Annotated in this window: 29 protein-coding genes and 1 tRNA gene; 19 read left to right on the forward strand and 11 right to left on the reverse strand. The window is 57.7% G+C overall.

Annotated elements, in window-relative coordinates; translation table 11 throughout:
• Positions 1-174: 174 nt before the first annotated feature.
• The 5 genes from GRAN_RS04520 to GRAN_RS04540 form a co-directional block, all read right to left on the reverse strand.
• Complete coding sequence (locus GRAN_RS04520) at positions 175-1,365, reverse strand: VWA domain-containing protein (RefSeq protein WP_128911784.1); 1,191 nt, start codon at positions 1,363-1,365, stop codon at positions 175-177.
• A gap of 37 nt (positions 1,366-1,402) precedes the next feature.
• Positions 1,403-3,235, reverse strand: a complete 1,833-nt coding sequence (locus tag GRAN_RS04525) for a tetratricopeptide repeat protein (RefSeq protein WP_128911785.1) — start codon at positions 3,233-3,235, stop codon at positions 1,403-1,405.
• Between the two features lie 144 nt (positions 3,236-3,379).
• Positions 3,380-3,700 carry a hypothetical protein gene (locus GRAN_RS04530; protein ID WP_128911786.1) on the reverse strand — a complete coding sequence of 107 codons (321 nt, stop codon included), beginning with the start codon at positions 3,698-3,700 and terminating at the stop codon, positions 3,380-3,382.
• A gap of 101 nt (positions 3,701-3,801) precedes the next feature.
• A tRNA-Ile gene (locus GRAN_RS04535) sits at positions 3,802-3,878 on the reverse strand.
• Between the two features lie 9 nt (positions 3,879-3,887).
• The gene (locus GRAN_RS04540) at positions 3,888-4,940 is read right to left on the reverse strand and encodes a tyrosine-type recombinase/integrase (RefSeq protein ID WP_161570833.1); all 1,053 of its coding nucleotides are present in this window, start codon (positions 4,938-4,940) and stop codon (positions 3,888-3,890) included.
• Positions 4,941-4,992: 52 nt separating this feature from the next.
• On the opposite strand from GRAN_RS04540, the gene GRAN_RS04545 reads away from it, so the two are divergent.
• From GRAN_RS04545 to GRAN_RS26900, 5 genes are all read left to right on the forward strand, one after another.
• Positions 4,993-5,244 (forward strand): hypothetical protein, encoded by a 252-nt coding sequence (locus GRAN_RS04545; RefSeq protein WP_128911788.1) that lies wholly within the window; start codon positions 4,993-4,995, stop codon positions 5,242-5,244.
• Positions 5,245-5,738: 494 nt separating this feature from the next.
• Positions 5,739-5,933 (forward strand): helix-turn-helix domain-containing protein, encoded by a 195-nt coding sequence (locus GRAN_RS04550; protein ID WP_128911789.1) that lies wholly within the window; start codon positions 5,739-5,741, stop codon positions 5,931-5,933.
• Positions 5,930-7,021 carry an AAA family ATPase gene (locus GRAN_RS04555; protein WP_128911790.1) on the forward strand — a complete coding sequence of 364 codons (1,092 nt, stop codon included), beginning with the start codon at positions 5,930-5,932 and terminating at the stop codon, positions 7,019-7,021. Before GRAN_RS04550 ends, GRAN_RS04555 begins: the two co-directional genes overlap by 4 nt.
• Before the next feature lie 15 nt (positions 7,022-7,036).
• Entirely contained in the window at positions 7,037-7,495 is a 459-nt protein-coding gene (locus GRAN_RS04560; RefSeq protein ID WP_128911791.1) for a hypothetical protein, read from the forward strand.
• 195 nt (positions 7,496-7,690) lie between these two features.
• Positions 7,691-8,047, forward strand: a complete 357-nt coding sequence (locus GRAN_RS26900) for a Rap1a/Tai family immunity protein (RefSeq protein ID WP_421800798.1) — start codon at positions 7,691-7,693, stop codon at positions 8,045-8,047.
• Between the two features lie 841 nt (positions 8,048-8,888).
• Here GRAN_RS26900 and GRAN_RS04565 read toward each other — a convergent pair.
• Positions 8,889-9,305, reverse strand: coding sequence for a hypothetical protein (locus GRAN_RS04565; protein ID WP_128911792.1), 417 nt, complete (start codon positions 9,303-9,305; stop codon positions 8,889-8,891).
• Positions 9,306-9,310: 5 nt separating this feature from the next.
• Between GRAN_RS04565 and GRAN_RS26905 the strand changes: the two genes are divergently transcribed.
• Entirely contained in the window at positions 9,311-9,526 is a 216-nt protein-coding gene (locus GRAN_RS26905) for a helix-turn-helix domain-containing protein (RefSeq protein ID WP_128911793.1), read from the forward strand.
• Positions 9,527-9,588: 62 nt separating this feature from the next.
• Here GRAN_RS26905 and GRAN_RS04575 read toward each other — a convergent pair whose 3' ends face one another.
• Positions 9,589-10,020 (reverse strand): terminase small subunit, encoded by a 432-nt coding sequence (locus GRAN_RS04575; RefSeq protein ID WP_128911794.1) that lies wholly within the window; start codon positions 10,018-10,020, stop codon positions 9,589-9,591.
• Between the two features lie 190 nt (positions 10,021-10,210).
• On the opposite strand from GRAN_RS04575, the gene GRAN_RS04580 reads away from it, so the two are divergent.
• On the forward strand, positions 10,211-11,950 hold the full coding sequence (locus GRAN_RS04580; protein ID WP_128911795.1) for a glycosyl hydrolase family 28-related protein: 1,740 nt from the start codon (positions 10,211-10,213) through the stop codon (positions 11,948-11,950).
• Here GRAN_RS04580 and GRAN_RS25305 read toward each other — a convergent pair.
• Entirely contained in the window at positions 11,930-12,094 is a 165-nt protein-coding gene (locus tag GRAN_RS25305) for an SOS response-associated peptidase family protein (protein WP_150133250.1), read from the reverse strand. The genes GRAN_RS04580 and GRAN_RS25305 overlap by 21 nt on opposite strands.
• Positions 12,095-12,096: 2 nt before the next feature.
• Entirely contained in the window at positions 12,097-12,294 is a 198-nt protein-coding gene (locus GRAN_RS04585; RefSeq protein WP_128911796.1) for a hypothetical protein, read from the reverse strand.
• Positions 12,295-12,428: 134 nt separating this feature from the next.
• Here GRAN_RS04585 and GRAN_RS04590 point away from each other — a divergent pair, with 134 nt between their 5' ends.
• The 5 genes from GRAN_RS04590 to GRAN_RS04605 all read left to right on the forward strand — a co-directional run bounded on the left by GRAN_RS04590 (position 12,429) and on the right by GRAN_RS04605 (position 16,193).
• Entirely contained in the window at positions 12,429-12,614 is a 186-nt protein-coding gene (locus GRAN_RS04590; RefSeq protein ID WP_128911797.1) for a hypothetical protein, read from the forward strand.
• A gap of 690 nt (positions 12,615-13,304) precedes the next feature.
• Positions 13,305-13,463 carry a hypothetical protein gene (locus GRAN_RS25390; RefSeq protein ID WP_161570834.1) on the forward strand — a complete coding sequence of 53 codons (159 nt, stop codon included), beginning with the start codon at positions 13,305-13,307 and terminating at the stop codon, positions 13,461-13,463.
• Positions 13,464-13,947: 484 nt separating this feature from the next.
• Positions 13,948-14,688: a recombinase family protein gene (locus tag GRAN_RS04595; RefSeq protein WP_128911798.1), complete on the forward strand. Its 741-nt coding sequence runs from the start codon at positions 13,948-13,950 to the stop codon at positions 14,686-14,688.
• A gap of 84 nt (positions 14,689-14,772) precedes the next feature.
• Positions 14,773-15,252 (forward strand): hypothetical protein, encoded by a 480-nt coding sequence (locus GRAN_RS04600; RefSeq protein ID WP_128911799.1) that lies wholly within the window; start codon positions 14,773-14,775, stop codon positions 15,250-15,252.
• A gap of 143 nt (positions 15,253-15,395) precedes the next feature.
• Positions 15,396-16,193 (forward strand): S1 family peptidase, encoded by a 798-nt coding sequence (locus GRAN_RS04605; protein WP_161570835.1) that lies wholly within the window; start codon positions 15,396-15,398, stop codon positions 16,191-16,193.
• A 646-nt stretch (positions 16,194-16,839) separates the two neighbouring features.
• Here GRAN_RS04605 and GRAN_RS04610 read toward each other — a convergent pair.
• A complete protein-coding gene (locus GRAN_RS04610) occupies positions 16,840-17,103 on the reverse strand; it encodes a hypothetical protein (RefSeq protein ID WP_128911801.1) in 264 nt (87 codons plus the stop codon).
• A 245-nt stretch (positions 17,104-17,348) separates the two neighbouring features.
• Between GRAN_RS04610 and rfbB the strand changes: the two genes are divergently transcribed.
• The 5 genes from rfbB (at position 17,349) to GRAN_RS04635 (ending at position 22,236) form a co-directional block, all read left to right on the forward strand.
• A complete protein-coding gene (rfbB, locus tag GRAN_RS04615) occupies positions 17,349-18,488 on the forward strand; it encodes a dTDP-glucose 4,6-dehydratase (RefSeq protein WP_192897974.1) in 1,140 nt (379 codons plus the stop codon).
• Positions 18,485-19,360 (forward strand): glucose-1-phosphate thymidylyltransferase RfbA, encoded by an 876-nt coding sequence (gene rfbA / locus GRAN_RS04620; RefSeq protein ID WP_128911802.1) that lies wholly within the window; start codon positions 18,485-18,487, stop codon positions 19,358-19,360. The genes rfbB and rfbA overlap by 4 nt, the downstream gene beginning before the upstream one ends.
• Positions 19,360-20,247, forward strand: a complete 888-nt coding sequence (rfbD, locus tag GRAN_RS04625) for a dTDP-4-dehydrorhamnose reductase (protein ID WP_206662696.1) — start codon at positions 19,360-19,362, stop codon at positions 20,245-20,247. The genes rfbA and rfbD overlap by 1 nt, the downstream gene beginning before the upstream one ends.
• 16 nt (positions 20,248-20,263) lie before the next feature.
• Entirely contained in the window at positions 20,264-20,818 is a 555-nt protein-coding gene (locus GRAN_RS04630) for a D-glycero-alpha-D-manno-heptose-1,7-bisphosphate 7-phosphatase (protein ID WP_128911803.1), read from the forward strand.
• 158 nt (positions 20,819-20,976) lie between these two features.
• Complete coding sequence (locus tag GRAN_RS04635) at positions 20,977-22,236, forward strand: PP2C family protein-serine/threonine phosphatase (RefSeq protein ID WP_128911804.1); 1,260 nt, start codon at positions 20,977-20,979, stop codon at positions 22,234-22,236.
• A gap of 1 nt (position 22,237) precedes the next feature.
• Here GRAN_RS04635 and rfbC read toward each other — a convergent pair whose 3' ends face one another.
• A complete protein-coding gene (rfbC, locus tag GRAN_RS04640) occupies positions 22,238-22,819 on the reverse strand; it encodes a dTDP-4-dehydrorhamnose 3,5-epimerase (RefSeq protein WP_150133260.1) in 582 nt (193 codons plus the stop codon).
• Between the two features lie 105 nt (positions 22,820-22,924).
• Here rfbC and GRAN_RS04645 point away from each other — a divergent pair, with 105 nt between their 5' ends.
• Both GRAN_RS04645 and gatC read left to right on the forward strand, forming a co-directional pair.
• Complete coding sequence (locus GRAN_RS04645; protein ID WP_128911806.1) at positions 22,925-23,224, forward strand: DciA family protein; 300 nt, start codon at positions 22,925-22,927, stop codon at positions 23,222-23,224.
• Positions 23,221-23,547 carry an Asp-tRNA(Asn)/Glu-tRNA(Gln) amidotransferase subunit GatC gene (gene gatC / locus GRAN_RS04650; RefSeq protein ID WP_128911807.1) on the forward strand — a complete coding sequence of 109 codons (327 nt, stop codon included), beginning with the start codon at positions 23,221-23,223 and terminating at the stop codon, positions 23,545-23,547. Before GRAN_RS04645 ends, gatC begins: the two co-directional genes overlap by 4 nt.
• The last annotated feature ends 15 nt before the right edge of the window (positions 23,548-23,562 follow it).

Raw genomic sequence — 23,562 nt, forward strand, 5'->3', positions numbered from 1 at the left:
GTTGACGCAAGGAAGTACCGGGACCGCAGCCTCTTCCGCCAGACGCCCAGAAGCGCTGCCTCGCTTCGGCAACTCTGGATCTGGTGGTAGAGGGAAATTGCTGGGGTATCGCCCAGTTTTAGTATACAGGGGAGCGCAGGTGCAGGTAATCGCGTCCCCGCGCGAACAGAACAGCTATTTGCCGGTGTAGTAGCCGTCGCGCGTCTGAACGTTCAGGTTCTTCTGGTTCGGAACCGTCAGGTCGACCTGGTGATAGCCGTCAGCGGCGGTCGCCTCGTCCGGCGTGTAGCCGAGCCGGTATTGCGAGCGAAGCTCTTCGGCAATCTGCGTGTAGATCTGGTCAACCGTCTGCTTCTTCGTGACCTCGAAGAGACGCCCGCCGGTCTCGTGCGCCATACGTTCGAGGATCTTCTTGCCGTCCACACGGTTCTCGTTGCCCCCTCCGCGATTACCGCCACCACCGCCCCGCCCACCACCGCCGCCCGGGTAGCCTCCTCCGGGAAAACCGATTCCGCCGCCCCGTCCGCCGGGAAAACCGCCTCCGCGGTTGCCGCCTCCGCCGCCATTGTGCTCTTCACCCTTGAAGTAGATAGCGTAGATAATCGCGTCGGCGCGCTGGGCGGTTTCAATCGAGTGGGCAAGATTCTCCTTGCTCCCGTTATCAACACCGTCCGACAGGATGATGAGCGCCTTCCGCCCCTTCTGCTTGGCCATCAGCTCGTCCGAGCTGAGAAAAACCGCGTCGTAAAGTGTGGTCCCACCGCCTCGGCCACCCCTGCGGCCGCCGTGACCACCGGAGTTGCTCCCGGTGTCATTCGGATCGTTCGGATCGGACTGGCTCTGCTGATTGCTGTTGTCGGGAGTCGTGTCAATCTGCTTCAGCGCGGCCTGCAGCTTTGGACGGGATGGAGTCAGGTCCTGGAGAAGCTCGGTCTCGCGCGCGAACTGAATGACAAATGCCTGGTCGGCTGGACGGCCGGAGGGAGCCGTCAGCATCTGGTCGAGAAAGGATCCGCTCGCCGTCCTCTCCTGTTCGATGACGTCGCGCTGCGACTGGCTCGTATCGACCAGAAGGCCAAGCGTCAACGGCAGGTTCGCGTCGCGGTCGAAGTAGCGAATCGTCTGCGGATGGCCGTCGACCTGGAGGTTGAAGTCCGTCTTCGTGAGTGTCGTGACAATCGCCCCCTTCTTGTCCCTCACGATGACAGGAAGATTGACCAGACGCGCGGCGACGGATAGCGTCGCGGCCTTATCCTGCGGCGCTTCGTCTTTCGGCGTCTTGTCGTGCAGCGTTGGCGTCTGTTGAGCGGATACGAACGGAGCAAGGAGCGTCACAGCGAGAGCAAAGTGGCGGAGCGGCGGCATGCGCTTATAGACGTTCCGCAGCCATGGGTGTTTCAGCCTAACGTGCGGCCACAGTGGACGAGCCGGCGACCTCCCGGGCGTGTACGACCTCCGGCAGCGTCGGGTCAGCCTTGGGCCACGCCTTCAGGAACGCCTGATAGCTCGCCTTCGCTGCGGTCTGATCGCCCGAGAGCTCCTGCACCCGAGCGAGGCCGTAAAGAGGAAAGCCGGAGGCCGGCCGCTCGACCAGTGCCGCCTCGTATGCCGCCTTCGCCCCGGGATAGTCCTTCGCCTTGAGCAGCGCAGCAGCCTCGGTTTCCCCGACGGGACGGATGTAGTACGGAGGCTCGTGGTAGCCGAGCTCTTTCTCCTTGGCTCCGGCAGTAGCGTAGACCTTCTTAGCCTCGTCCATCTTGCCCTGAGCGACGAGCACCCCACCTCTCAGTTCGAGCGACTGAATCGTCAGAGCCTTCACCAGCGGACCAGACTCCGCGTCCGGCAGGATCGGGATCATGGGTGGCTCAGCCTTTGCGTCCGTGACCTTGGCGCCGGGCTTCTTTTCCTTTTTATCCTTTCCTTCTTCCTCTTCGACCTGCTTGATACGCCAGAGCCCAGCGTCCATCCGGGCAGAAGCAGCCTCTGCCTCGGGAATCGCGTTCTGATCAAGCGCCCGCATTCCCTTCGCGAAGTCTCTCAGTTCGGATGACAAGAAGCGGAGGTTAGCCGTGTTGTCCTTCTCGCCAGGCTTCAAGGCAGGCCCGGCAGGTTGCGAGTCCAGCATCGTAAGGATCGCGTCCCAGTCGCCCACCCGCAGCGCCACTGGCAGACGGCGGCTGATCCGCGACATCTGGTCACGTGCGCTCCAAATGTAAAGCGTCGCCGAAAGCTCTCCCCGCGCATTGGCCAGCCGATCGGAGAGTGCGTTTGCCTCAGTGAGCTTCCCCTCCTCCATCAGGTTCGCGATCCCGTACATCATGTTGTGAACATAGTTCCAGTCGTCATCGGGGGAGACGTGTTGCTCCCGCATGTAGGTCTCGTCCGCCACGGAAGACGCCTCAAACCACCGCTCCGCCTCCGGATAGTTTCCGACGCGGTAGTAGATGTGCCCCGGCATATGAACCATGTGTCCCGAGGTTGGGGCAAGCGAGGCAAGAAGCGCTGAACTCGGTATCGCCCGCTCCGGATGATTCCCGGGCTCGATCGCATGAATCCAGTAATGATTCGCAGCCGAATCGTTCGGAGCATCCCGCAAAATGCCTTCAAGAATCGCGATCTCTTCCTTTTCACCCGCCTTCGCCTCACCCTTGGCGTCATATCCATCGCCAACGCTCGTGGCCAGCAGGATGCGCGCCTGCAGATCCTTCGGATACTTCTTCACCAGCTTCCGCAAAATGACGATCTTTGCCTTATCGTCCCCATCACCCTTCCGGTCCGCTTCAGCCGCCTCGATGTAGAGCTTTTCCGCCCCCGACGTATGCTTCTTCAGCCGGACTGCCTCCGCGAGCGCCTTCGTCCCGTAAACCTTCTCTGGGCCGCCGCGAAAACCCTCCACCTCGGCCAGACCCCAGTAGCACATCGCGCAGTTCGGATCGACCCGTATCGCCTGCTCGAACGCCTTCGCAGACTCGTAGTCCCAGAAATCATGCATCAGCTTAAGCCCCTGATCGAACCAGGCCTGCGCCTCCGGCGTGGCGGTGATCTGAATGTGCGCGTTCCCCAGACCTGACATGTGAATCGGAACAGGAAGCTGCTCCGGCGAAGGCACGGCCTTCATTCCGGGCATCGCGTGGTTCGGTCCCATGGACATGCCGGCCATGCAGCTTTGCTGCGCAGGCGACACGGCGGTTGTGACTGCAAACGCAGCAAGCGCAAAGGCGGAGAGGGTCTTCAACGTACATCGTGCATGCTTCACGGACATAGGAAGAATCTACGCCGGAGGCCGCCACAATGCACCCTCGGCTAACGCGAATCTTAACGCGAAAAGGCGGCCGCCTGAACAAGCGCGACCGCCTTCCCGGTTCTGGGGAGAACTCAATCAGCGGCCATAACCAAAGCCGTAAGCCGGCGCCCGGTAAAAGCGGTGCTCTCGGTCCCAGCGCTCCTGCCGCGCGAACGCTTCCTGCCGGCGAAACTCATCGCGACGACGTTCGGCATAGAATCCCCGGTCATCGCGGAAACGGTCATCCCGGAAGCCGCGTTCGTACACAGGGCCGCCGTAAGGCCGACCGACACCGACGCTGACCCCGAACTGCTGCGCTTCGGCTTTCTGCGGGGCTGCCATCAGAACCGCGCCGGCAAGGACTCCGGCCGCAATGACCTTCGTGAGATTGGGAGTTTTGGCGGTTTCGATTTTCATGACATCCTCCTGCGTACATCACAGTAAACTCCCTCAGATCCAGGGAGTTGCGCGCAACCTTTCCAAAGAAAGAGGGTCGCGCGTCGAGGATGTGTAGGAGTTGGTGGGCCCACCAGGACTTGAACCTGGAACCAACGGATTATGAGTCCGCTGCTCTAACCAATTGAGCTATAGGCCCTTCAACAACTTACGCGGTTTGGAAGAATTGCTGATGGGAGGATTGATGGGACTCTTTCCCTTCCAGCCTTTCGTTCGCCCGCCCGTTCAGCGCCTCCAGCCTCTCGAATGCCGTTTCGCAGCTTTCGGGGGTTGGGTGAACGTACCGTTGGGACACCGTGACACTGGAATGTCCCGCCAGCCTCATGATTGTAAATGCATCGGTTCCAGCCTCCCCAAGCCGGGTAAGGAAGGTGTGGCGCAACCCGTGGAGGACAAACTCAGCCGGAAATTCCTGAATTCGCTTGCCCTGTAGCAACGGCTCTCGCACTTTGCTGTGCAAGTGATTAAGGCTGGTTACAAGGATTGGAGCTTCGAGCGACTTGCCTGGAAAGACAAAAGGCGACTTCGAAACCTTGCGGCGGGCAAAAAGGACCCGGGAAGCCCGGGCAGTGAGTGATAATGTGCGCTGAGCGTTCCGACTTTTGCCGCTCGTCACCCTGAGAGAACCAAACCGCGCCGCGCCGGTGGGGTCGAAACGGATGTCTTCCCAGCGGAGGTTCAGCAACTCCCCGATCCTCAATCCACTGTCGAGCATGATGGAGGCGACATCGCGGAGCAGAGGAGGGCAGGCTGCGAGATATCGAGCTTCCTCCTGGTGAGATAGAACGAACGTACGCTGATGCTCACCCTTGAGCAGTCGGATGCGAGGAGCCTTTGTGATGATCTTCCAGTCCTCAGCGAGCCTCAGAGCGCGGCGCAAGGTCGCAAGCTCCCGATTGCATGACGCGGGCAGAACGACCGCACGGCGGGCCGTTACGTAGCGTTCAATGAGGGCTTCATCGATAGCGTCGAGCCTCGCCTCCCGAAGCGGGCGGTACTTGAGCAGGCGCGTTGTCCGATCCGCGTAAAATCTGACCGTCGCTGGCTTCTCTGCGGAGCGAACCCGAATTGCCTCCATAAAACGCACCGAGAACTCACCGAACGTCGGAACCTTCTGGCGGTCGACAATCCCAACGTCGCCTTTTGCCAACGCGGTGCGAAAGGCGCGCTCAATCTCTCCTGCTGCACGCTGGCTCTTCACCTTGGTGCTCCGACAATACCTTCTGCCGCCGTAGACAAATTCGAAATAGTACGTGCTGCCGCGTTTGAAAATCGCCATTGGGGTCACCTCATTTCACGTTCTTGGTTTTGTGCAATTGGTAATTTTTTTTAGCCCAGTCTCTCCGCCGAGCTTTATCGCCAGGATCAGTTCTGTGGAATTTCTCTTTGCACTCTCCACAGCAAAATCGCTGGTGCGAGAATTTCGCAAAAAGCCAACGGCGACAGGTGGCACACTGCTTGAACCGGCTAATCTGCCCCGCTTGGGCAAGCTCGAATATCCATAGAATCCACGTGAACTCCCTAAAACTCTCCGTGGTACCTCCACGATGCCAAGCGAGTCTTCCAAATCGGCCACGGGGTGGAGTTTTCCTCCTACTGGTGTCGTCCGTGATGATGTTCGCTTCTATCGAAGGCGTCACCAAATACCGGCCCAACAAGCGATTGGCCGTATGAAACGCACGGATTACCTGGATGGGTGGCTCATATTCAGGTTGCTGCCGCAGTGTCCTACCGGCCACGTTCATGGCTTCATCCGCAGCCTGAAGACGTTTTATGAACACAAGCAGTGCCCGGACATTCAGATCCTTTCGCACGTAGCCAAATGAGAATTCGCCATTGAGCACCTCGGTCGTAATTGTGCCGAGGTATTCCTCTCGTGGCATCTCCAGCCGATTCTGGACACGGCTTGCTTGCTTGGGCATAGCTAGAAAAGTACTACGCTGTTCTGTCTTGCAGCAAGCATTATCTTTCTAGCGCCACTTGCGCCAGGAGAGTTGATATGGAAAAGCTGCTGACAGTAGATGAAGCTGCACGTGCACTTGGGGGAATCAGCAAGTACACCGTTCAGGCGTGGCTTAGTTCTGGGAAGCTGCAACGGACAAAGGTTGGGAGCAGGACAATGATCCGCGAATCGGCTCTGGAAGGAGTTCTGGTGGATGGGGGAAAATCGCAGCCTGTCAAGAGTTCCAAGTGAAGAAGCAACCAACTACGGAACGGGCGAGTGCAATTCCGTTCTCGCTTCTCCCTATGACTGAGGTTCAGGAAAGCGCTATCAACTGGCTTTGGCCGTCTTTTCTTCCAATTGGTATGCTGACGCTCCTGTGCGGGGCAGGCGGAACGGGAAAGAGTACATTGGCATTCTCAATTGCCGCCACTGTAAGCAACGGAGGAACTTTCCCGGACGGCTCACGCTGCGAGAAGTCGGGGGATACCGTTATCTGGAGCGGCGAGGATGCGCTCGACACAACAATCAAACCGCGTTTGGCGCTAGCGGGTGCTAACCCGGCCAGGGTTTACGCAATCCGCGGCGCTACGGATGGGGAAGGGGGAAACCATTCATTTGACCCTTCCCGAGATGTAGAGCACCTACGAGATGCGGTTTCCGGTCTACCTGAATTGTCACTTCTGATAATTGATCCGATCGTTAGCGCGGTCTCAGGTGATATGCACAAGGCAAACGATGTCCGCCGCAGCCTACAGCCGATTGTCAGGTTTGCTGAGGAAAAGAAATGCGCCGTTCTAGGCATCACTCATTTTGCTAAGAATTCTGCCGGAAAGAATCCCACGGATCGCGTCTTAGGGTCGCAAGCGTTTGCCGCGCAAGCTCGAATGGTCCTGGTGGCAGCGCAGGAAGAAGGATCAGATCGCCGCATCTTCACGCGCTCAAAATCAAATATCTCTATCGACACGGGCGGATTTGCTTACGCCATCGAAGCCGCAACGCTCCCAAGTGGGGTGCTCGCTACTCGCGTCATTTGGGGCGAAGCGCTGGAAGGTAGCGCAAGAGACATTCTGGCGAGCGTCGAAACCGGTGAGAAGAACACGAAGCCGATCAATATGCAGGAAGAAGCGCGGGGGTTCCTACAAGCCGAACTGAAGAACGGGCCGGTTCTCGCGCGTGAACTGAAGCATAAAGCAGAAAAGGAGTTTGGGCTGACGGAGCGAACGCTCCAGAGGGCAAAGGACAAGCTCGGCATCATCGTCACCAAGTCTGGTTTCGACGGCGGTTGGGTTTGGAGCTATCCGGTCGATTCCGGCCGACCGAATCAACAAAGGCGATGATATTCTCCGCACATCATGCATATGGCTCCCGGTACAAGTGGCATTGGCGTCGCCATCGCAGTTCCCATCGCCATTTGGATATTGTCGTATTACACGAAAATCCATGACCTCTACAACTTCGATCCGAACGGCATTCCGGGAGCTTTTGAACCGTTTCTGGCGAAGTATTTGAAGATCACGGAAGTAATTATCGGACTCGCGACCGGATCGATTGTTCTTCTAGTCGGCTCTTCGGCGCTCCATGGGCAGGCAGGACACCTCCCTTGGTTCTACGCCTCTCCACTTTACCTGCTCGCATTCTGCGTCCTCTACGGACTCGCGTTTAGCGTTTGGCTGACGTTCCACTACGAGGATTATCAGCATCGGGGAAGGCACACCAAAGCGGCATACGCATTATGCGAAACGCTCGGGTTTGCTTCGTTGTTTTGCTTCGTCCTCGGATACCTTTGGCTAATCTATCGCGTTACGTCGTAAGCGAAGACGTCTCTGCAAAGAGGGGTTGCCTTCTGTCGTCTTCAGTCACCTGTCGTCTTGGGACCGCGAAGGCGACTCAAGGCAACCGGGTCAGTGTGTCGGCTTCGTAGCCGTTTGGTATCTCATGCAGCAATTCGTTGAAGCTAGCAGCCAAATCATGCACGTTCTTGGGGGATGGCTGATATGTTTTCAACCATGCTCCCAATCGTGTTAACGTTTGTATTATTTGCTGATCCCCAGTGGACTCCTGTGATCTTGTACGGTCCATCGACCTTTGACTTGACCGAAACATGCCGGACTTCCGCGCATCCCGACGATGCCAGCCAATTCATTCGCTGTGCCAACTACATCATGGGGGTAGTGGACGCGCAAGCCGAGGGCCCTACAGAAAAAAACCCTCTAAATAGATACTGTCTAAACAACGGCATCACTACGGTCCAACTCTCAAAGGTCTTTGTCAAATACTCAGATGACCACCCTGAAATGATGAACAAAGCCACCCCCTTCGTTTTGGCCCGCGCCTTTGCTAAAGCATTCCCATGCTCCCGTTAAGTTTGCATTTGTCAGTATCTTTATGCCGTTGCAAGCTGCTGTAATGAGACACGTTATGCGTATAGCGAAGATACATATAGACGGATCCTTCGAAAGCCGGAAGACCAAGCTAATCATGTTTTGCGGCGGTCACAAACGTCTTTACAGATATAGGTCGATCTAAACACCCTCTTCGGTCGTCGCGGTGAAGGACTCTACTAAACCCCTCTCTCATCCAATACGTCCTTAGAGACGGGTGAAATGAAGCGCCGCTTAGCATTCGCTGTGGTGACTCCTATTCCGCGTCGGCACCGTACAAGTCTTCAGTTGGGCGCGCGAGGAGCCAAAGCAGTACGTGACCGCCTCTCTTCTACCCCTGGCAGGGTGTTCCACCCTACCCCCCCCCCCGAATGACACCTCTAAATTCTTAGTCGAAAGATCTGCGCCTGATCCGATTTGAGTATCCGCGCAGCAACGGACGGGGGCGATGGGCGATGCTGCTGTCGCGGGTGGTGGGGTTATCCTCCCTCATTTTCTTCACGGCAACGTCGAGGCGCACGGAGCTCCAATCCTTCAGCCGAACGCAGTACGAAGCAGAGGACTATGAGAGCATGGCGGAATGACCCCACTCTTTTGGCTCATCTTAGCTATTGGACTAGGTATCTTCTATGGCCTTTGGCAGATTTGTGATCTGCTCGTTTACATATCGCGTCAGTTGCGAGATTGGAATATCCCCTTATCTGGATCGATCTATGCTCGTAACGACTCGGCGAACCCGCATAATCTGAAAGGTTCTGAGCGCAAGCCCGGTTAGCATGATTTTCTCAAGGAGGGGATGGACTGGTCCTCGCCTATGAAGTTTTCATTCGTGACTGCCCATGTATCTGCAAACATCCTTCACCATGTTCTTGAGTGTCTTCGCTGGTGAAACGTAGAGGACCGTTCCCTTCGAGTCCGCCAATATGCTTCCGCCTGGTTGAGTTTGCAGGGTGTAGAAGGACGCCTGCTGATCCTGAGTTAACGTGACCTTTGGGCAGCTCTTCGAGAATTCAGCCATGACGACGGGTGCGGTGTGGTGCTCCCCGGACGACGCCGCTATGCCCTGGAAAGGCTTGGCATGCTCTTCGGCAACGGCAGAAACCTTGTCGACCACGAAAAGCATTCGAGCGGCATCCGGAGTGCTGCTTTGAGACAAGAGGACAAGGGATAATAAAAGCGTTTTCATGCGCCCCCATTGTTCGCTAAACCGAACAATCAGGTGGAGAATAACCGGAAACATGGCGCATGGCAATCTCTTTACCCGTGCGCTTGGGAAGACGTTTGAGTGAACTACGCGAAAAGCGGGGACTCACTCAGACGCAATTGGCGGATACGGCGGGTATCGGGAGGGCGCATTTGTCACAAATTGAAAATGGAGCGGTGGCGGCAAGGGTAGACACACTTGAAGCGCTATCGGCGGTTCTGGAGACTAGCCTCTCCGAACTCTTTAGAGGGTTGTAGTGCAGGCTTTCGGGTCCACAGTCCGGGGAAAGGGGGATCTCCCCCTTTCGGCAGATGTGCTACTAGTCTCGAAGATTCCATCGTCCCGAGTTGGCAAGGCCTGGGGGGATGTTGATGATGACTTCAGGTGCACTCGGGGCGGCCGGGTCAATCCTCATCACTCCCAAAAGCTCTGCGGCGAGTTTCGCGGCTCCGAGTCGGACCTTATGATCTGGAGTTTGAAACGAGCCTTCCAGCTTCGTAGCCTCCATCGCATCAGCTACGACCTCAGCAATTGCCTCTATCGATCCCCCGCTTCGCTTTAACGCCATCTGCATTCTTCGACGCATTTCCGGCCCCTGGAGCAAGCGGTATGGGGTTCTTGCCTGGCGTGGTGAGTATCCGGCCTCGATGGCGGACGCGGTTGCAGATGATCCTTCTATGATCGAGGTCGCCATTTTCAAGGATCTCCTGTCCTTCTCGTATCGAAGTTCACGCTGTTCCCGCTTTGTCATGACTCCACTCACACTGGGCATATAGCTGACATAATTATAGATATAGCTTTTAGCATCGGCAGAACATAAGTGCCCTTCGCGACCGGTCTCGAAGCTCTCGCAACTCATAACACCACGCGGTGCGTAGAAGCCCCCTCCTTCTAACCAGGACACACACAACGCACTAAAAGCGGAGGGCGTCCATCATTGCATGGGGGTGCTTCGAGTGAACGTAGAATTTGGGCCTCCACGCGATCACCTGTTGAGGATCGACCGCTACATGCGAGGCATAGGCTTCCTTCGTGATGACGACCTGGAGCAGATCAGCAATCCATTTTCGAAAGAGACTGTCTGGAGCGGATTGTGGCTTGGTCAATGCGCGGCTGAATGCGAAGAAGTTCAGGCTCTAGTCTTCACAGTGCTAGAGCCTGAACTTCTTCCAGGTTCGATTGGGAGTAAGCAGGCAGGGAAAACTCTAGTGACAGCATTCAAACGCTTCGAATCGATCGTCGCTGTCAATCAAGAGGGGCCGTCGAGATCGCGTGCGCTACCGATTCAGTCGTTATGTTTAAACTGGGTTTTGCGTAAGCTCGTCTGCTCTGCCAAGCCGGATTGGTTCGCTTCGTCGATCGTCCGGCTGCTTGTTATAACTCTGTTCTTCCTACGCGCTGAGGCTTCCGCGCAACACCCGATCACCGAAAAGGGACCTACCACCAACGTGAGTTCTTTCGGGGCGAAATGTGACGGCACGACTGATGACACCGCAGCGTTTCAGGCTGCGGCTAATGCTGCGCGCGACGCTTTTAGAACCGGACAAACCTCACAGGTACTTACCTTTCCAATGAGGGGCTGTGTGATCGGTGGTCAAATAACTCTCTACTCCGGAACTCACCTACGGGGCGGCGGAACGATCCTTGTGCCTGTCCAGAGGGGTCACACCCTGTATACACAGAATTCAGACGATGTGAGCATCACAGGAGTCAATATCGTGGTGATAAAGCCTGGCGTGGGAGGTCCTGACACGGCAGCTATTGCTTGGTATGCAGTGGGTGATTCTTCCCTACACACATCGTTCTATGTTCAAAAATGTAACGTTCGTAATAGTGGTTGGGGCATTTTGGCGGTTTATAACAATGGAACAGGATCACTGACCGATGTCGATATTTCAGACAACATCGTCACGAGCGACGAAGTCTATACAAATGGAGATGGAATCCACGTTGCAGGCAAGGTGTCGGGTATCAAGATCCATGACAATCGTGTTCTCAACCGGGGGGATGCTGGGATTGCTCTTACTAGTGAATTCACGAACGGCGAGAGGTATGTCCTCTCTGGTGCGATTGTCTCCAACAACATCCTCCTCGAAGACCGGGTTGGATTGGATGATTCAGGGGCGACGGATGCGGTTTGGAGAGGCAACCATGTTCGCGCCACGATTGTTCCCAGGGTGAGCCCTCAGAATCCGGCGTTCCGGCAGATCTTTTATGGCCGCACTTACCCGACGGGAGTCCAGACGCTCAACAACGATTTCACTAGCGGTGATAATTCCGGGGCATCCGCAACCGTCAAGATCGATCCGATGAATCCAGGGCAAACCAGATGGCCGGATCTTCATAGCAGTTTCGAAAAAAACGTCATCCACGGCCCTAACGCCCCTCTTTATATTCGTGGAAGCGGCTTGTCGGTCAAAGACAACACATTTTCGAATGGGGGAGCCTTCATCATCGACTACGACGGGTCTGCAGATCAGGTTGCTACGTCGAATATCGAGCTTGGCACAAATAAGTGGCTCGCTCCCGGCTCGATCAGGTTCGGTCGCGGGTGCGGTCTGTATTCGAACGTCCACCTGCAGCCGCAGTCCGGCCACAATCCCTTGCACTACGAGAACCTTCCCTGCATAGGTAAGCAAAGCTTTACTCCAGCGGATGATTCACCGAAAGGCAAACACTAACGAGCGTCCCTGGCAGATCACAGGCTGGCGGGTGGTCGGGGCGATGTTGAAGCCGGGCGGGAGCAGCTCGTCATCGGCCGGATTGCTCCGGAAGTATTCGGTGATTGCCTGCTTCTCGTCGACGCAGTAGTAGCGGCCGCACATGGCTATAGGAACTCCGCCCGGGCAGCTTTGAGGGCGGCGTAGGCAGCCTCTAGGGCTTCCTGTGCGTTCGCGATGGCCTCCGCCTGCGGCTTTGTTAGGTTGTCTATACCTGGAACATCTAGAACGGGCTGGAGAATCTTGAAGTCGTTCCAGGTCGTTTGAATCAGGTGAGAAAGCACGGCTTTGATCTCGGCTTGCATGATGATCTCCGGAAGAACAGGCTACCATCCGCTTCCGTTCGTTCACCCCCGTCAATCCGTTACGCCCCATACATGTTGAAAATCCATGCATCCAGCCGAACGGCTCCTGTCGTCATAGGCGGAGGGAGTGCACCATGAGCGATGAAAAGCCATTCGAACTAGTTGCGCTCGGAATTGTCGGGACGGACCGATTGACCGGCGATAGTCTGATCGTGGAATTCAGCGACCACACTTCGGCGACCTTTACCGCTGAGGAGCTCGCAGACTGCGCGCCTGATCGCCGCCGAACCGACACGGAATCGTTGCCCATCGAAGAGTAACCCTTCCCTGACAGCACCTTCCTTATCACTTGCAAGCGCCCCGGAGGCCCATGCTCAGCACGCTCCTTTTCCATTGCCCCGGTTGCAAACATGTCTGGCCGGTGCCGGACACCCTCGCGGACAGGCCAGCGACTTGCCCGAAGTGTGGCGAAGCCTCTGGTCCTGAGGGCTTCGCTTACACGACCCTCGCGACGAAAGGGCGTGCGGGTTCGTAACCTTTTCATCAATGACCGGCGGCCCATCTCCAAAGAGACGGAACCGCCAGCCTGCATACCCCACTTTAGCGTTTAGGGGGTTTAGGTGGTTGGATCTTCGTTTCAGGCTTATGCTTGGCGTCCTTCGCAAGGATGATTTTGCTTAGAACTCCCTGAATCTTCAGCGTCGGGGGGGTACGTTTGATCGGCATGGTTCAACTCTCCTTTGGGCGGATGCCCGTAAGGGTATGGCAGATGTTGTCGGACTCGGTCAAACCGGCAGCTCGGCGATTGTGGATTCATTCGCTTCTTCTTCGCCTAGACTGGATGCATGGGTGGACGGCGAGCAGTCCCGATCAACGACGGTTCACAGGAAACGAAACCTCGCGAGTCAGCGCCTTCAAGAGAGGCCGATCCGGAGTCGATAGCCCACATTACTATCGAGACGCCCGTAAATGCTCCACCGCTTACGCCGGACGAGCGCCAGGTGCTTGTCATGGCTTCTATCATTGCGGCAACCCTGATCGGCGAATTCGAACTGAAGGAGTTCGAGGGTGCGCGCTCACCTCGGTTCGTGTCGGCGATTCGCAAGGCGTTCTCCACGGCCCGAGCGCTGCTGGTTCACGCGCGGAACGAATCCGGCCGGGGCAAATAGAAGCCGCTGCTCAGCGGTCTCGTTTTTCGGTTAACCCCCCATACGCATCAAAACCGAATTGCACTCTCGGGTTTTAGCCGATAGTTTGGGCTAAATTACTTGCAGTCGCGCGACAAGCTGGAACCCCACTCTGACGCACCTTGCTTAGGGGGCAGAGGGTGAGCCTACCCCACCCTCGTCTCTGACACCCCGACTTCTCGCCTGAATTCACGTCATCCAGCCTGATGGACGCCAATTGGTCGAGGCACTGAGGCGGGAGGGGAGAGGGGTTAAGCCTTAGGAGTTGGCATCCGTACAGCATCGTTCTTCTGAGACGAGCCCCTGACCCCATATGGGTACCCCCAGGAATCATCTACCTAAGCGAGCATCCGACTCTCGGCTTTCGCGGCGTAACAAGAAGCGACAAGTTACCACTAGACGAGGCAAGCAGATAGTGTTACAGTTACTTCAACGTTGGTAGAAGCATATGTAACGAGGTGCGACGATGGCAAACGGGAAATTTGTCTCTTACCTGAGAGTCTCTACAGCGCGGCAAGGGGCGAGTGGCTTGGGTCTCGAAGCGCAGCGCGAGGCCGTAACCCGATTCTTAAATGGGGGAAAATGGACTCTGGTCCAAGAAGTCATGGAAGTGGAGAGTGGTAAGAAGAACGACCGCCCCGCGATCGCTGAAGCTCTCCGACTCTGCCGTCTTCATAAGGCGACTCTCATAATTGCCAAGCTTGACCGTCTCGCCCGTAACGTGCACTTCATCAGCTCGCTCATGGAATCGGGCGTGGAGTTTATCGCTTGCGACTTTCCGGAGGCGAATCGCCTAACGGTGCATATACTCGCGGCGGTAGCAGAGCATGAGGCCAGCATGATTTCCGCTCGTACAAGGTCAGCTCTTGCAGCGGCGAAGGCGCGGGGACGGATCTTGGGAGGACAGAGAGGACCCTTAGACCGTATGGCAGCAATGTCAAGGAAAGGAACAGTTGCTAGCGGTGTTGCTCGGAGTAAAACAGCCGCCAAGCGCCGGGATGACCTTCTTCCGGTAATTCTAGAACTGCAACAAAAGGGTGCCGGGTCGCTACGGGCGGTCGCGAGAGGATTAGACTTGCTCGGCTTGACCACCTCTCAGGGGGGAAGATGGTCAGCTGTTCAGGTGCAAAGAATTCTCCGTAGGAAACAGGATCTAGTTCTAAGCTCTGACCATGATCCGGACAATGTTCGGGATCCAAATCCATAACCCCGCATGGTTAATCCAAGTATATGATGTTTGACCTCCGGTACCCTTTTGATTACAATCAAGATTATGCCTAGAGTTATCAGCATGGGGCGACATCTCGCTGATTTCCTAACCGAGCTTGACGTTAGCATAAGCGAGATTGAGGGTCACATTGACCGACTAAGCAAGCTTAGGGATCAGTGGGTTGCCGCTCGCAAAAAAGCCGGTGAACTTGGGGAGCTGGTTCATCGTCGCGGAGGAGAAGAATTACCTGTATATCTGAATCAGAACGGACAACTTGCTGGTTTTGTTAGTCCGGCGTTACAAAAACCCGGCGTCAGCGATCCACTGTGGAAGCAACTCGCCTTTCTGATGCGATCAGAGTCTTTCACCATACCTGAGGCGATCAAAAAGCTAGAGGGTTCTGCAGGCAGAGATTTAGGAAAGAACGGCTACCAGAAGATAAGGAACTCGATTCTTCGGCACGGCGAAACATTTAAAAAGAATGAGAATGGAACGTACGACGTAATCATCACCGGGCTTTCAGGAGGTCCTCCAAGCTTGGAGAAGTTACTAGAGTTGTAATCAGGTGGATAGATCTGTTTGAGATGATTACCTGTTGAAGCGAGCGTTCTCCCGAGCCAAGGATGTCGTTCACCAAGAATGCTTAGGAACGGGTTTAAAACATGCGGTCGCATTTTGCCCATAAGGACGAGGTAAAGTTCACTATGCTGAGCGTTGAACCGAGAAAATTCCACCAAGTAGTTTCGGATCTGAGGAGAGCGGTATTCAGTGTGATTAGGGATAGGCCGAATTTGGCTGGAAACGTCGACTCGGCTGCCTTAGGTACTGGATTCTTTATTCGGCCAGACGTTTTTATGAGTTGCGATCATGTAATGAACCCTACTGCGGCACCCCATCAAGCGGGAGACTCGTACCGGCTAATTGCAAATCTTATGGGCGACGACGCCACGGTGCACGTTGTTCAGACTCCACAGATTGGAAGGGAGCTTTCTCTTTTTCCCGAGCTTGATCTCGCAGTCTTACAGGTTCCAAATGCCCCGGATCAGGAATTCGCCTCTATCTGTTACAGTGACGTCCTTGTCGGCCATGAGATCGGCGTGGTTGGTTATCCACTAGCCAAACTCGGAACGGACGCGGGCGGCAATCTTCTTCTTGATGGACTAATTTATAGGGCAGGGCGGGGCGTAATCACTGGGAGATTCTCAGGAGACCTCAATGGGAATGCAACCGCGATACCTCTACTAGAGGTGAACTTCATGTTCGTAAGCGGAAATAGCGGCGGTCCGGTGTTCGACCCCGAAACAGGACGCGTACTAGGCATGGTTCAGGGGATCCAATGGTTTAAGATCGCGGAACAACTCGTGGCCGTAAACGCAGCCCCCGGTCAGTTGCCGCTAGGAATTCCGCCCGTCTATGTTGCCCCGGTTCTCGCCGTCTACTCCAGAGCCATCAAGCTTGATTGCTTCCGGACGGTGCTCGACGGGTTTGGAATTACTGCCTAAATCCATGCGGTCACTGATCCGCGCAATCCTGCCAGTATTCGAGACATAGGTTATTCCACGCCCGTCGTCCATAGAGCACATGATCGTGTTGTTCAAGATAACGTTCATCGGGGCATGCCTCATCGATATGATGCAACTTTTCGTGGTGACGTGCAAGAGGGAAAACGAGGAGGTATCCAATACATTTACATTCAGCCGGAGTGAAGATCGCTCTTTCATATCGCTCTCATCGGCCGTGACTGTAAAGTCACGATCCTCATAAGAATGAAAGTTATCAAACGCTCCAAGACGGTGATGTACCACCCTCGGGGCATTTCACTACAACTTGCAGAGGATTCGAGTCCCTTTCCGTTGTCTAGCGGGCTGCTCATGGCCTGAGCCTCGCAGGTGAACCCAATCCCATGATGGGAATTTTGTAGGGAGTACCCACTTGTACCTGATTGTGTCTGCCAATACCTTCAACTGAGAACAGGGTGCAAATACAAGCACTTGCAATCGACCACAATTGTGTATCCACACCCTCTCTGAGATTATGAGTCCGCTGCTCTAACCAATTGAGCTATAGGCCCGTCGTGCAAGGTTGGGAAGACAAGCGGCCTCCAAGCCACGAAGGAAGATAGTCCCATATTAGACGATCCGGACAGCCTTACTTGACCGTCGCAGAGCCAGGACTGACATTCGCATCTTCAGGCGCGGATGGATTCAGCCGGCCAAGCGCATTCTCGGGTGTTGTCGAATGCACAGCGGTCTGCCCCGGCCCAGCCGTGGACGGGTTATCGCCCTTCGATCCGGATGGTTCGACCGCCGCCTTATGCTCCGAGGGCGGAGTCTTCAGAGGAGCGCTGACGACCCCTTCATGCTTCGCTGCGTTCTGAATCTCTTCCGGGCGCTGATTCGATTCCTGCGGCATCTTAACTCTCCAGTCTGGCCAGTCGCTATTCCTGAGTCTTCTCAGGCATGTTTGACGGCCTTTTTTCTCAGATGCGCATTCGCGAGCGGCTTGGGGATGCGGCCCTCAGTTTTTCGAAGCTTCCCCCGCCAGTACCGCGGGCTGTCGCAGTAGATGCAACTGGGGTGCAGTAAACTGATCGGGAACGTAAAGGGACTGGATTAAACGCTAAACAGGCGCTCCAGGACCTCCGGGATTGGAGTCTTGTGAGCGGAAGTAACTGCATTCTTGTAACGGGCGGCACGGGCTTTATCGGGTCGAACTTTGTCCTCGATTGGATGGGAGCGGGTCCAACCACCTCGGGTAAGCCAACCTCCGATACCGGCATTATCAACCTGGATCTCCTCACCTACGCCGGAAACCCTGCGAACCTGGCCGCTATCGAGGGCCGTCCGGGATACACGCTGGTCCACGGTGACATTTGCGACGCAACTCTCGTCGCCGAGACTCTGGACAGATATCAGCCGAAGGCTATCGTCCACTTCGCTGCCGAAAGCCACGTCGACCGTTCCATCGTCGGCCCGGAAGCCTTCCTCAAGACCAACATCGACGGAACGTTCACCCTCCTAAATGCCGCCCGCAGCTACTACGAACGACTGACCGGCGAGAAGAAGGAAAACTTCCGCTTCCTGCACGTCTCGACTGATGAGGTCTACGGCACACTCGGTCCGCACGATCCCGCCTTTCACGAGAAGACGCCCTACGCCCCTAACTCCCCCTACGCCGCTTCCAAGGCCTCGTCCGACCACCTCGTCCGCGCCTGGGTCCACACCTACAAGCTTCCCTGCATCATCACCAACTGCTCCAACAACTACGGACCGTTCCAGTTTCCCGAGAAGCTCATCCCCCTCATGATCACGCACGCCCTCAACGGGAAGCCTCTTCCCGTCTACGGCGACGGCCAGCAGATTCGCGACTGGCTCTACGTCTCCGACCACGCCAGCGCGCTCGTCGCCGTGCTCGAACGCGGCCGCATCGGCGAGACCTACAACGTCGGCGGGGGCAACCAGCGCAGCAACCTCGCTGTCGTCGAGACCATCTGCGCCCTGCTCGACGAGCTCCGGCCCGACTCAAAGTTCGCCCCTCACAGCCAGCTCATCACCTACGTCAAGGATCGTCCCGGCCACGACCGCCGCTACGCCATCGACGCCCGCAAGATCGAGTCGGAGCTCGGGTGGACTGCCTCCGAGAGCTTCGAAACCGGCCTGCGAAAGACCGTTGAGTGGTACCTCGCCAACCCCGGGTGGATCGAGAACGTGACCAGCGGCGCCTACCAGCAATGGGTCCAGAAGAACTACGGCGACCGCACCGGCATCGCGCCGGCTTCGGAAGTGGTGGCTCGATGAAGGGAATCATCCTCGCCGGAGGCTCCGGCACACGTCTTCACCCGGTCACGCAGGCAGTCTCAAAACAGCTTCTGCCTGTCTACGACAAGCCGATGATCTACTACCCGCTGTCGGTCCTCATGCTCGCCGGCATCCGCGACATCCTCGTCATCTCCACCCCCGACGATACCCCGCGCTTCGAGCAACTCCTCGGCGACGGCTCGAAGTGGGGTATCTCCATCCGCTACGCCGTCCAGCCTTCGCCTGATGGCCTTGCCCAGGCCTTCCTGATCGGCGAGGAGTTCCTCGCGGGCGAAGGATGCTGCCTCGCACTCGGCGACAACATCTTCTACGGCCACGACTTCGCCAAGGCTCTCCGTGACGCCAGCGCGCAGAAGACTGGCGCGACCGTCTTCGCCTATGCCGTCAAGGATCCGGAACGCTACGGCGTCGTCGAGTTCGACGATCAGCGCCGCGCCATCTCACTCGAAGAGAAGCCGCTCAAGCCCAAGTCTCGCTACGCCGTCACCGGCATCTACTTCTACGACAATCAGGTCGTCGACGTCGCTAAGAGCCTCAAACCCTCGCCACGCGGCGAACTCGAGATCACCGACGTCAACCTCTGGTACCTCCGCAAAGGCCAGTTGCGCACGGAACTCCTCGGACGCGGCATGGCTTGGCTCGATACCGGCACCCACGACTCTCTGCTCGAGGCTGCGAACTTCATCTACACCCTCGAACAGCGCCAGGGTCTCAAGGTCTCCTGCCCGGAAGAGATCGCCTTCCGCATGGGTTGGATCGACGCTGCCCAACTCCAGGCTCTCGCCATGAAGATCGCCAAGAGCACCTACGGCAAATACCTCCTGCGCGTCCTCGAAGAAAAGGTCTACTAGTGGCACCTTTGCGACTCCTGGTCACTGGAAGCACAGGACAGGTCGGAGGCGAACTGGTCAATGTCCTCGCCCAATACGGCGAAGTCATAGCACCCACACGCGCCGAGATGGACCTGGCAAACCCCGCCTCAGCGCGCACATTCCTCCGCGACACCAAACCGCAGTGGATCGTGAACGCAGGAGCCTATACCGCAGTCGATCGCGCGGAAAGTGAACCCGATCTCGCCTATGCCATCAACGCCGAATCAGTCGGTGTCATCGGCCAGGAGGCCGCCGCGCTCGGCGCAACCGTCCTGCACTATTCGACCGATTACGTCTTCGATGGCCAAGGCAACGCACCGTACGTCGAGACGGACAAGACCGCTCCCCTCGGCGTCTACGGCGCAAGCAAGCTAGCCGGAGAACAGGCTCTCGCCGAGAGCGGCGCAACCCATGCGATCCTTCGCACGAGCTGGGTCTACGGCTCCACGGGCAAGAACTTCCTCCGCACGATCCTCAAGATGGCACGCGAAAAGGAGCAGCTCCGCGTGGTCGGCGACCAGCACGGCGCACCCACCTGGAGCAGAGATCTCGCCCGCCTCGCTGCTCACATCATCGAGCACAAGACCGTCCCTTCCGGGGTCTACCACGCAGCCGGAACCGGAGAGACCACCTGGGCAGGCTTCGCCGAAGAGGCCATCCGTCAGATCGCAAAGCGCGAGACCGGCGTAAAGCTCGCAAAGGTCATCACGATCCCAACCTCCGCGTATCCCACCCCGGCGGCCCGGCCAGCCAACTCCCGCCTAAACGGAGAAAAACTCGCCCGCACCTTCGGATGGAAGATGATGGACTGGCAGGTTTCGCTCGCGCACGTCCTCGCGGAGATTTCTGCTGACACAGCAAAGTGAAAGGCAAGGTGAATCCTTGAGCGTTGCGGAACGAGCTCTTTTCCTCGATCGAGACGGCGTGATCAACCACGAGGTCGGCTATCTGCACCGGGCGGAAGACGTCACCTTCGTCGACGGAATCTTCTCGCTCTGCCGCACCGCCATGGCCCTCGGCTACCGTCTCATCATCGTCACCAATCAGTCAGGTATCGCGCGCGGCTACTACTCGGTCGCCCAATTCGACGGCCTCATGGACTGGATGCGGATGAAGTTCCGCGCCGAGCACGTCGAACTCGACGCCGTCTACTACTGCCCCTATCACCCTGAACACGGCATCGGCGAGTACCGCCAGGAGCATCCGGACCGCAAACCCGCCCCAGGCATGCTCCTCCGCGGGGCCGCCGAGTTCGGCATCGCGCTCGAGCAGTCGATCATGGTGGGCGATCGTTGCTCCGACATCGCCGCCGCCAACGCAGCAGGACTCCGGCAGGCCTTCCTTTTCGGCGCAACCGAATCCGCCCCCTGCCCCGGAGACTACGCTGCCGTTGCGACCCTGCCCGAGGTAGAAGCCTGGCTCCTCGATAAGAAGTAACCGAGGTAACGAAACGCCCGCTTTCGGCACTATCTCTCTGCGTCTTCCCGCGTCAGTGGCGTGGTTCATGCTGCGGATGTCCCGTGAATGCCCTATGATGGGCGGTATAGACACCGCGAGATGGAAGAAGACGTTTCCCACGGAAGGGTGTTTTCTGCATGCCGAAGGTTCTCGAACACAATTCAGAGGCGGGCATCATCACGCGCGCCATCTTCGAGCACGCCACGCGCATCAGCCGCGTGGAAAAGCTCGAAGACCTCATCCGCCTCAACGCCGACTTCGCCCGTGACCTCGCCGGCGCCGACCGCTGCAGCCTCTGGCTCACGGACGAAAAGACCGGTGAAATCTGGACGATGGTCGCGCACGGCGTCGAGACCATCCGCATCCCGATCGGCCAAGGCCTCGTCGGCGCATGCATCCGCGACGATCAGATCCTCCTCGTCAACGACGCCGCCAACGAACCCCGCCTCCTCCGCCGCATCGACCAGAGCAGCGGCTACAGGACCGAGCAAGTCCTCTGCGTCCCTCTGCGCTCCGAAGGCCGCGTCATCGGTGCCCTGCAACTGCTCAACAAACCCGAAGGCTTCACGGACGCCGACGCCGGCCTCCTTGGTCTCCTCGGCCACTTCGCCGCCGGAGCCATCGAAAGCGAGCGCCTGCGCCGCGATGCCGAGGGCGCACGCCTCATGCGCCACGAACTGAACCTCGCCCGCGATGTGCAGTCCCGCCTTCTACCTCGCGACCCCGAGGGCGTCCGCGGCATCGAGTGCTCCGGCTTCTGCCGCGCTGCTCGTTCCGTTGGAGGCGACTACTACGATCTTCTCCCGCTGCGAGACGGCCGCTTCGCCCTCACCCTCGGCGACGTCTCCGGCAAGGGCATGCCCGCCGCCGTCATGATGGCGAGCATCCAGATGCTTCTCCGCAGCCACCTCCAGCAGGGCCCAGACAATCTCGCCACGATGCTGACCGACATCAACCGGACCGTCTACGCCAGCTCGACCGCCGAGCGCTACTCGACCCTCTTCTGCGGCGTGATCTCCGAGGACCGCAAGACGCTCACCTACCTCAACGCCGGACACATCCCGCCGATCCTGCTCCACGCGAACGGCGTGCTCGAACGTTTACCCGGAGACGGCCTCCCCGTCGGCCTCCTGCCCGAAGCCGAATACCAGCAGCAGGTCGTAACCCTCCTGGAGGGTGACCTTCTCGTGGTCGTCTCGGATGGAATCGTCGAGTCTTGTTGCTCTGAAGGGGTGTTCTGGGAGGAGCAGTCGGTCGAAGAGGCGGTACGGCTCGACGGATCCGTTCCCATCGGCCAGCTTCCCGAATCGCTCTTTCGCCGCGCTGACGACTTCGCCGCCGGGGCCGAGCAGTACGACGACATGACCGTCGTCGCCGCTCGCCTTCTCTCGACCTAGCCTACTTGCCCGATACGCCGACCGGCGCTCCCGGCAGATCTGCAGCCTCAAAACTGCTCCCCACCGCATCTTTAGCCGACACGGCCGGCGTCATCCCCTCAAGCGGCCACTGGATGCCGAGCCTCGCGTCGTTCCACACGATGCACCGCTCTCCCTGCGGGTGATAGAGGTCCGTCGTCTTGTAGAACACCTCGGTGGTCTCCGACATCACCAGGAATCCATGGGCAAAACCCTCTGGAACCCAGAGCATCCGGGGCGTATCTGTCAGGTCCGCGCCCATCAGGTCGAAGCCTTCCCAGCGGCCAAAATCAGGAGACTCGGGCCGAAGATCGACCACGACATCCCAGATATGACCATGCAGCACACGCACCAGCTTTCCCTGCGGACGCCCAAGCTGGTAGTGCAGGCCACGCAATACCCCTTTGCGCGAGAATGACTGGTTGTCCTGAACGAAATGCGTTGGCAGTCCGGCAGCGGCAAAGGCCTGCTGGTTGTAAAACTCGGCAAACCAGCCGCGTTCATCGCCAAAACGGCGGGGCTCAACGATCTTGACATCACGCAGGGAGGTATCGACGACATTCACCAAGCCAGTTTACCCAAGAACACAGCCAGCTACCGAAGGTTTACCCTGACGAATAGCCGAAGGACGCATCACCTCCCTTTGGGATCGGAAAGAAGAACGCCTCAGATGCAGAACATGCGCGACCTTCTCCGCGGCACGCTTCGCCAGAGCCTCCGCGCCATGAGCCCAAACGACCGCCTCGCCGCAGCATGGCCCGTCGCCTGTGGCAAGGCCATGGCCGAACGCGGAGAGATCATCGGCTTCATCGATGGCGTCATCCAGGTCGAAGTCGCCGATGTCACCTGGCTCAAGCAGATGATGTCCATGCGCTCCGTCCTCGAACACGACCTAGCCCGGGTCGCGGGGGTGAAGGTCACCGGGATACACTTTGAATTGAAGAGAACGCTGGGAGACAGGGCACGATGAGTGAGGTTGCATCCGTAACGATCGAGGACGTCCGCCGCGTGGCGGAGCTGGCGAATCTGGAGCTCGCCGCCGAAGAGGAGCCGCGCATGAAGCGCGACCTCAATGCGATCCTCGTACATTTCGCGCAGTTGAGCGAGGTCGACACCACCGGCGTTCCGGCCATGGCGCAGGTCGCCGACATCCTCGGCGGCCTGATCGATGAAAACGGCGCAGAGCTTCGTCCCGACGACATCCGCCCCAGCGTCGATCGCACCGCCGTCATGCATAGCGCACCCGAGACCGATGGCCGCTTCTTCAAGGTGCCCAAGGTGATCGAACGGTGACGGAGACCCACGAAG

The organism is Granulicella sibirica (genome assembly GCF_004115155.1).
In the GTDB taxonomy this organism is placed as follows: Bacteria; Acidobacteriota; Terriglobia; order Terriglobales; family Acidobacteriaceae; genus Edaphobacter; species Edaphobacter sibiricus.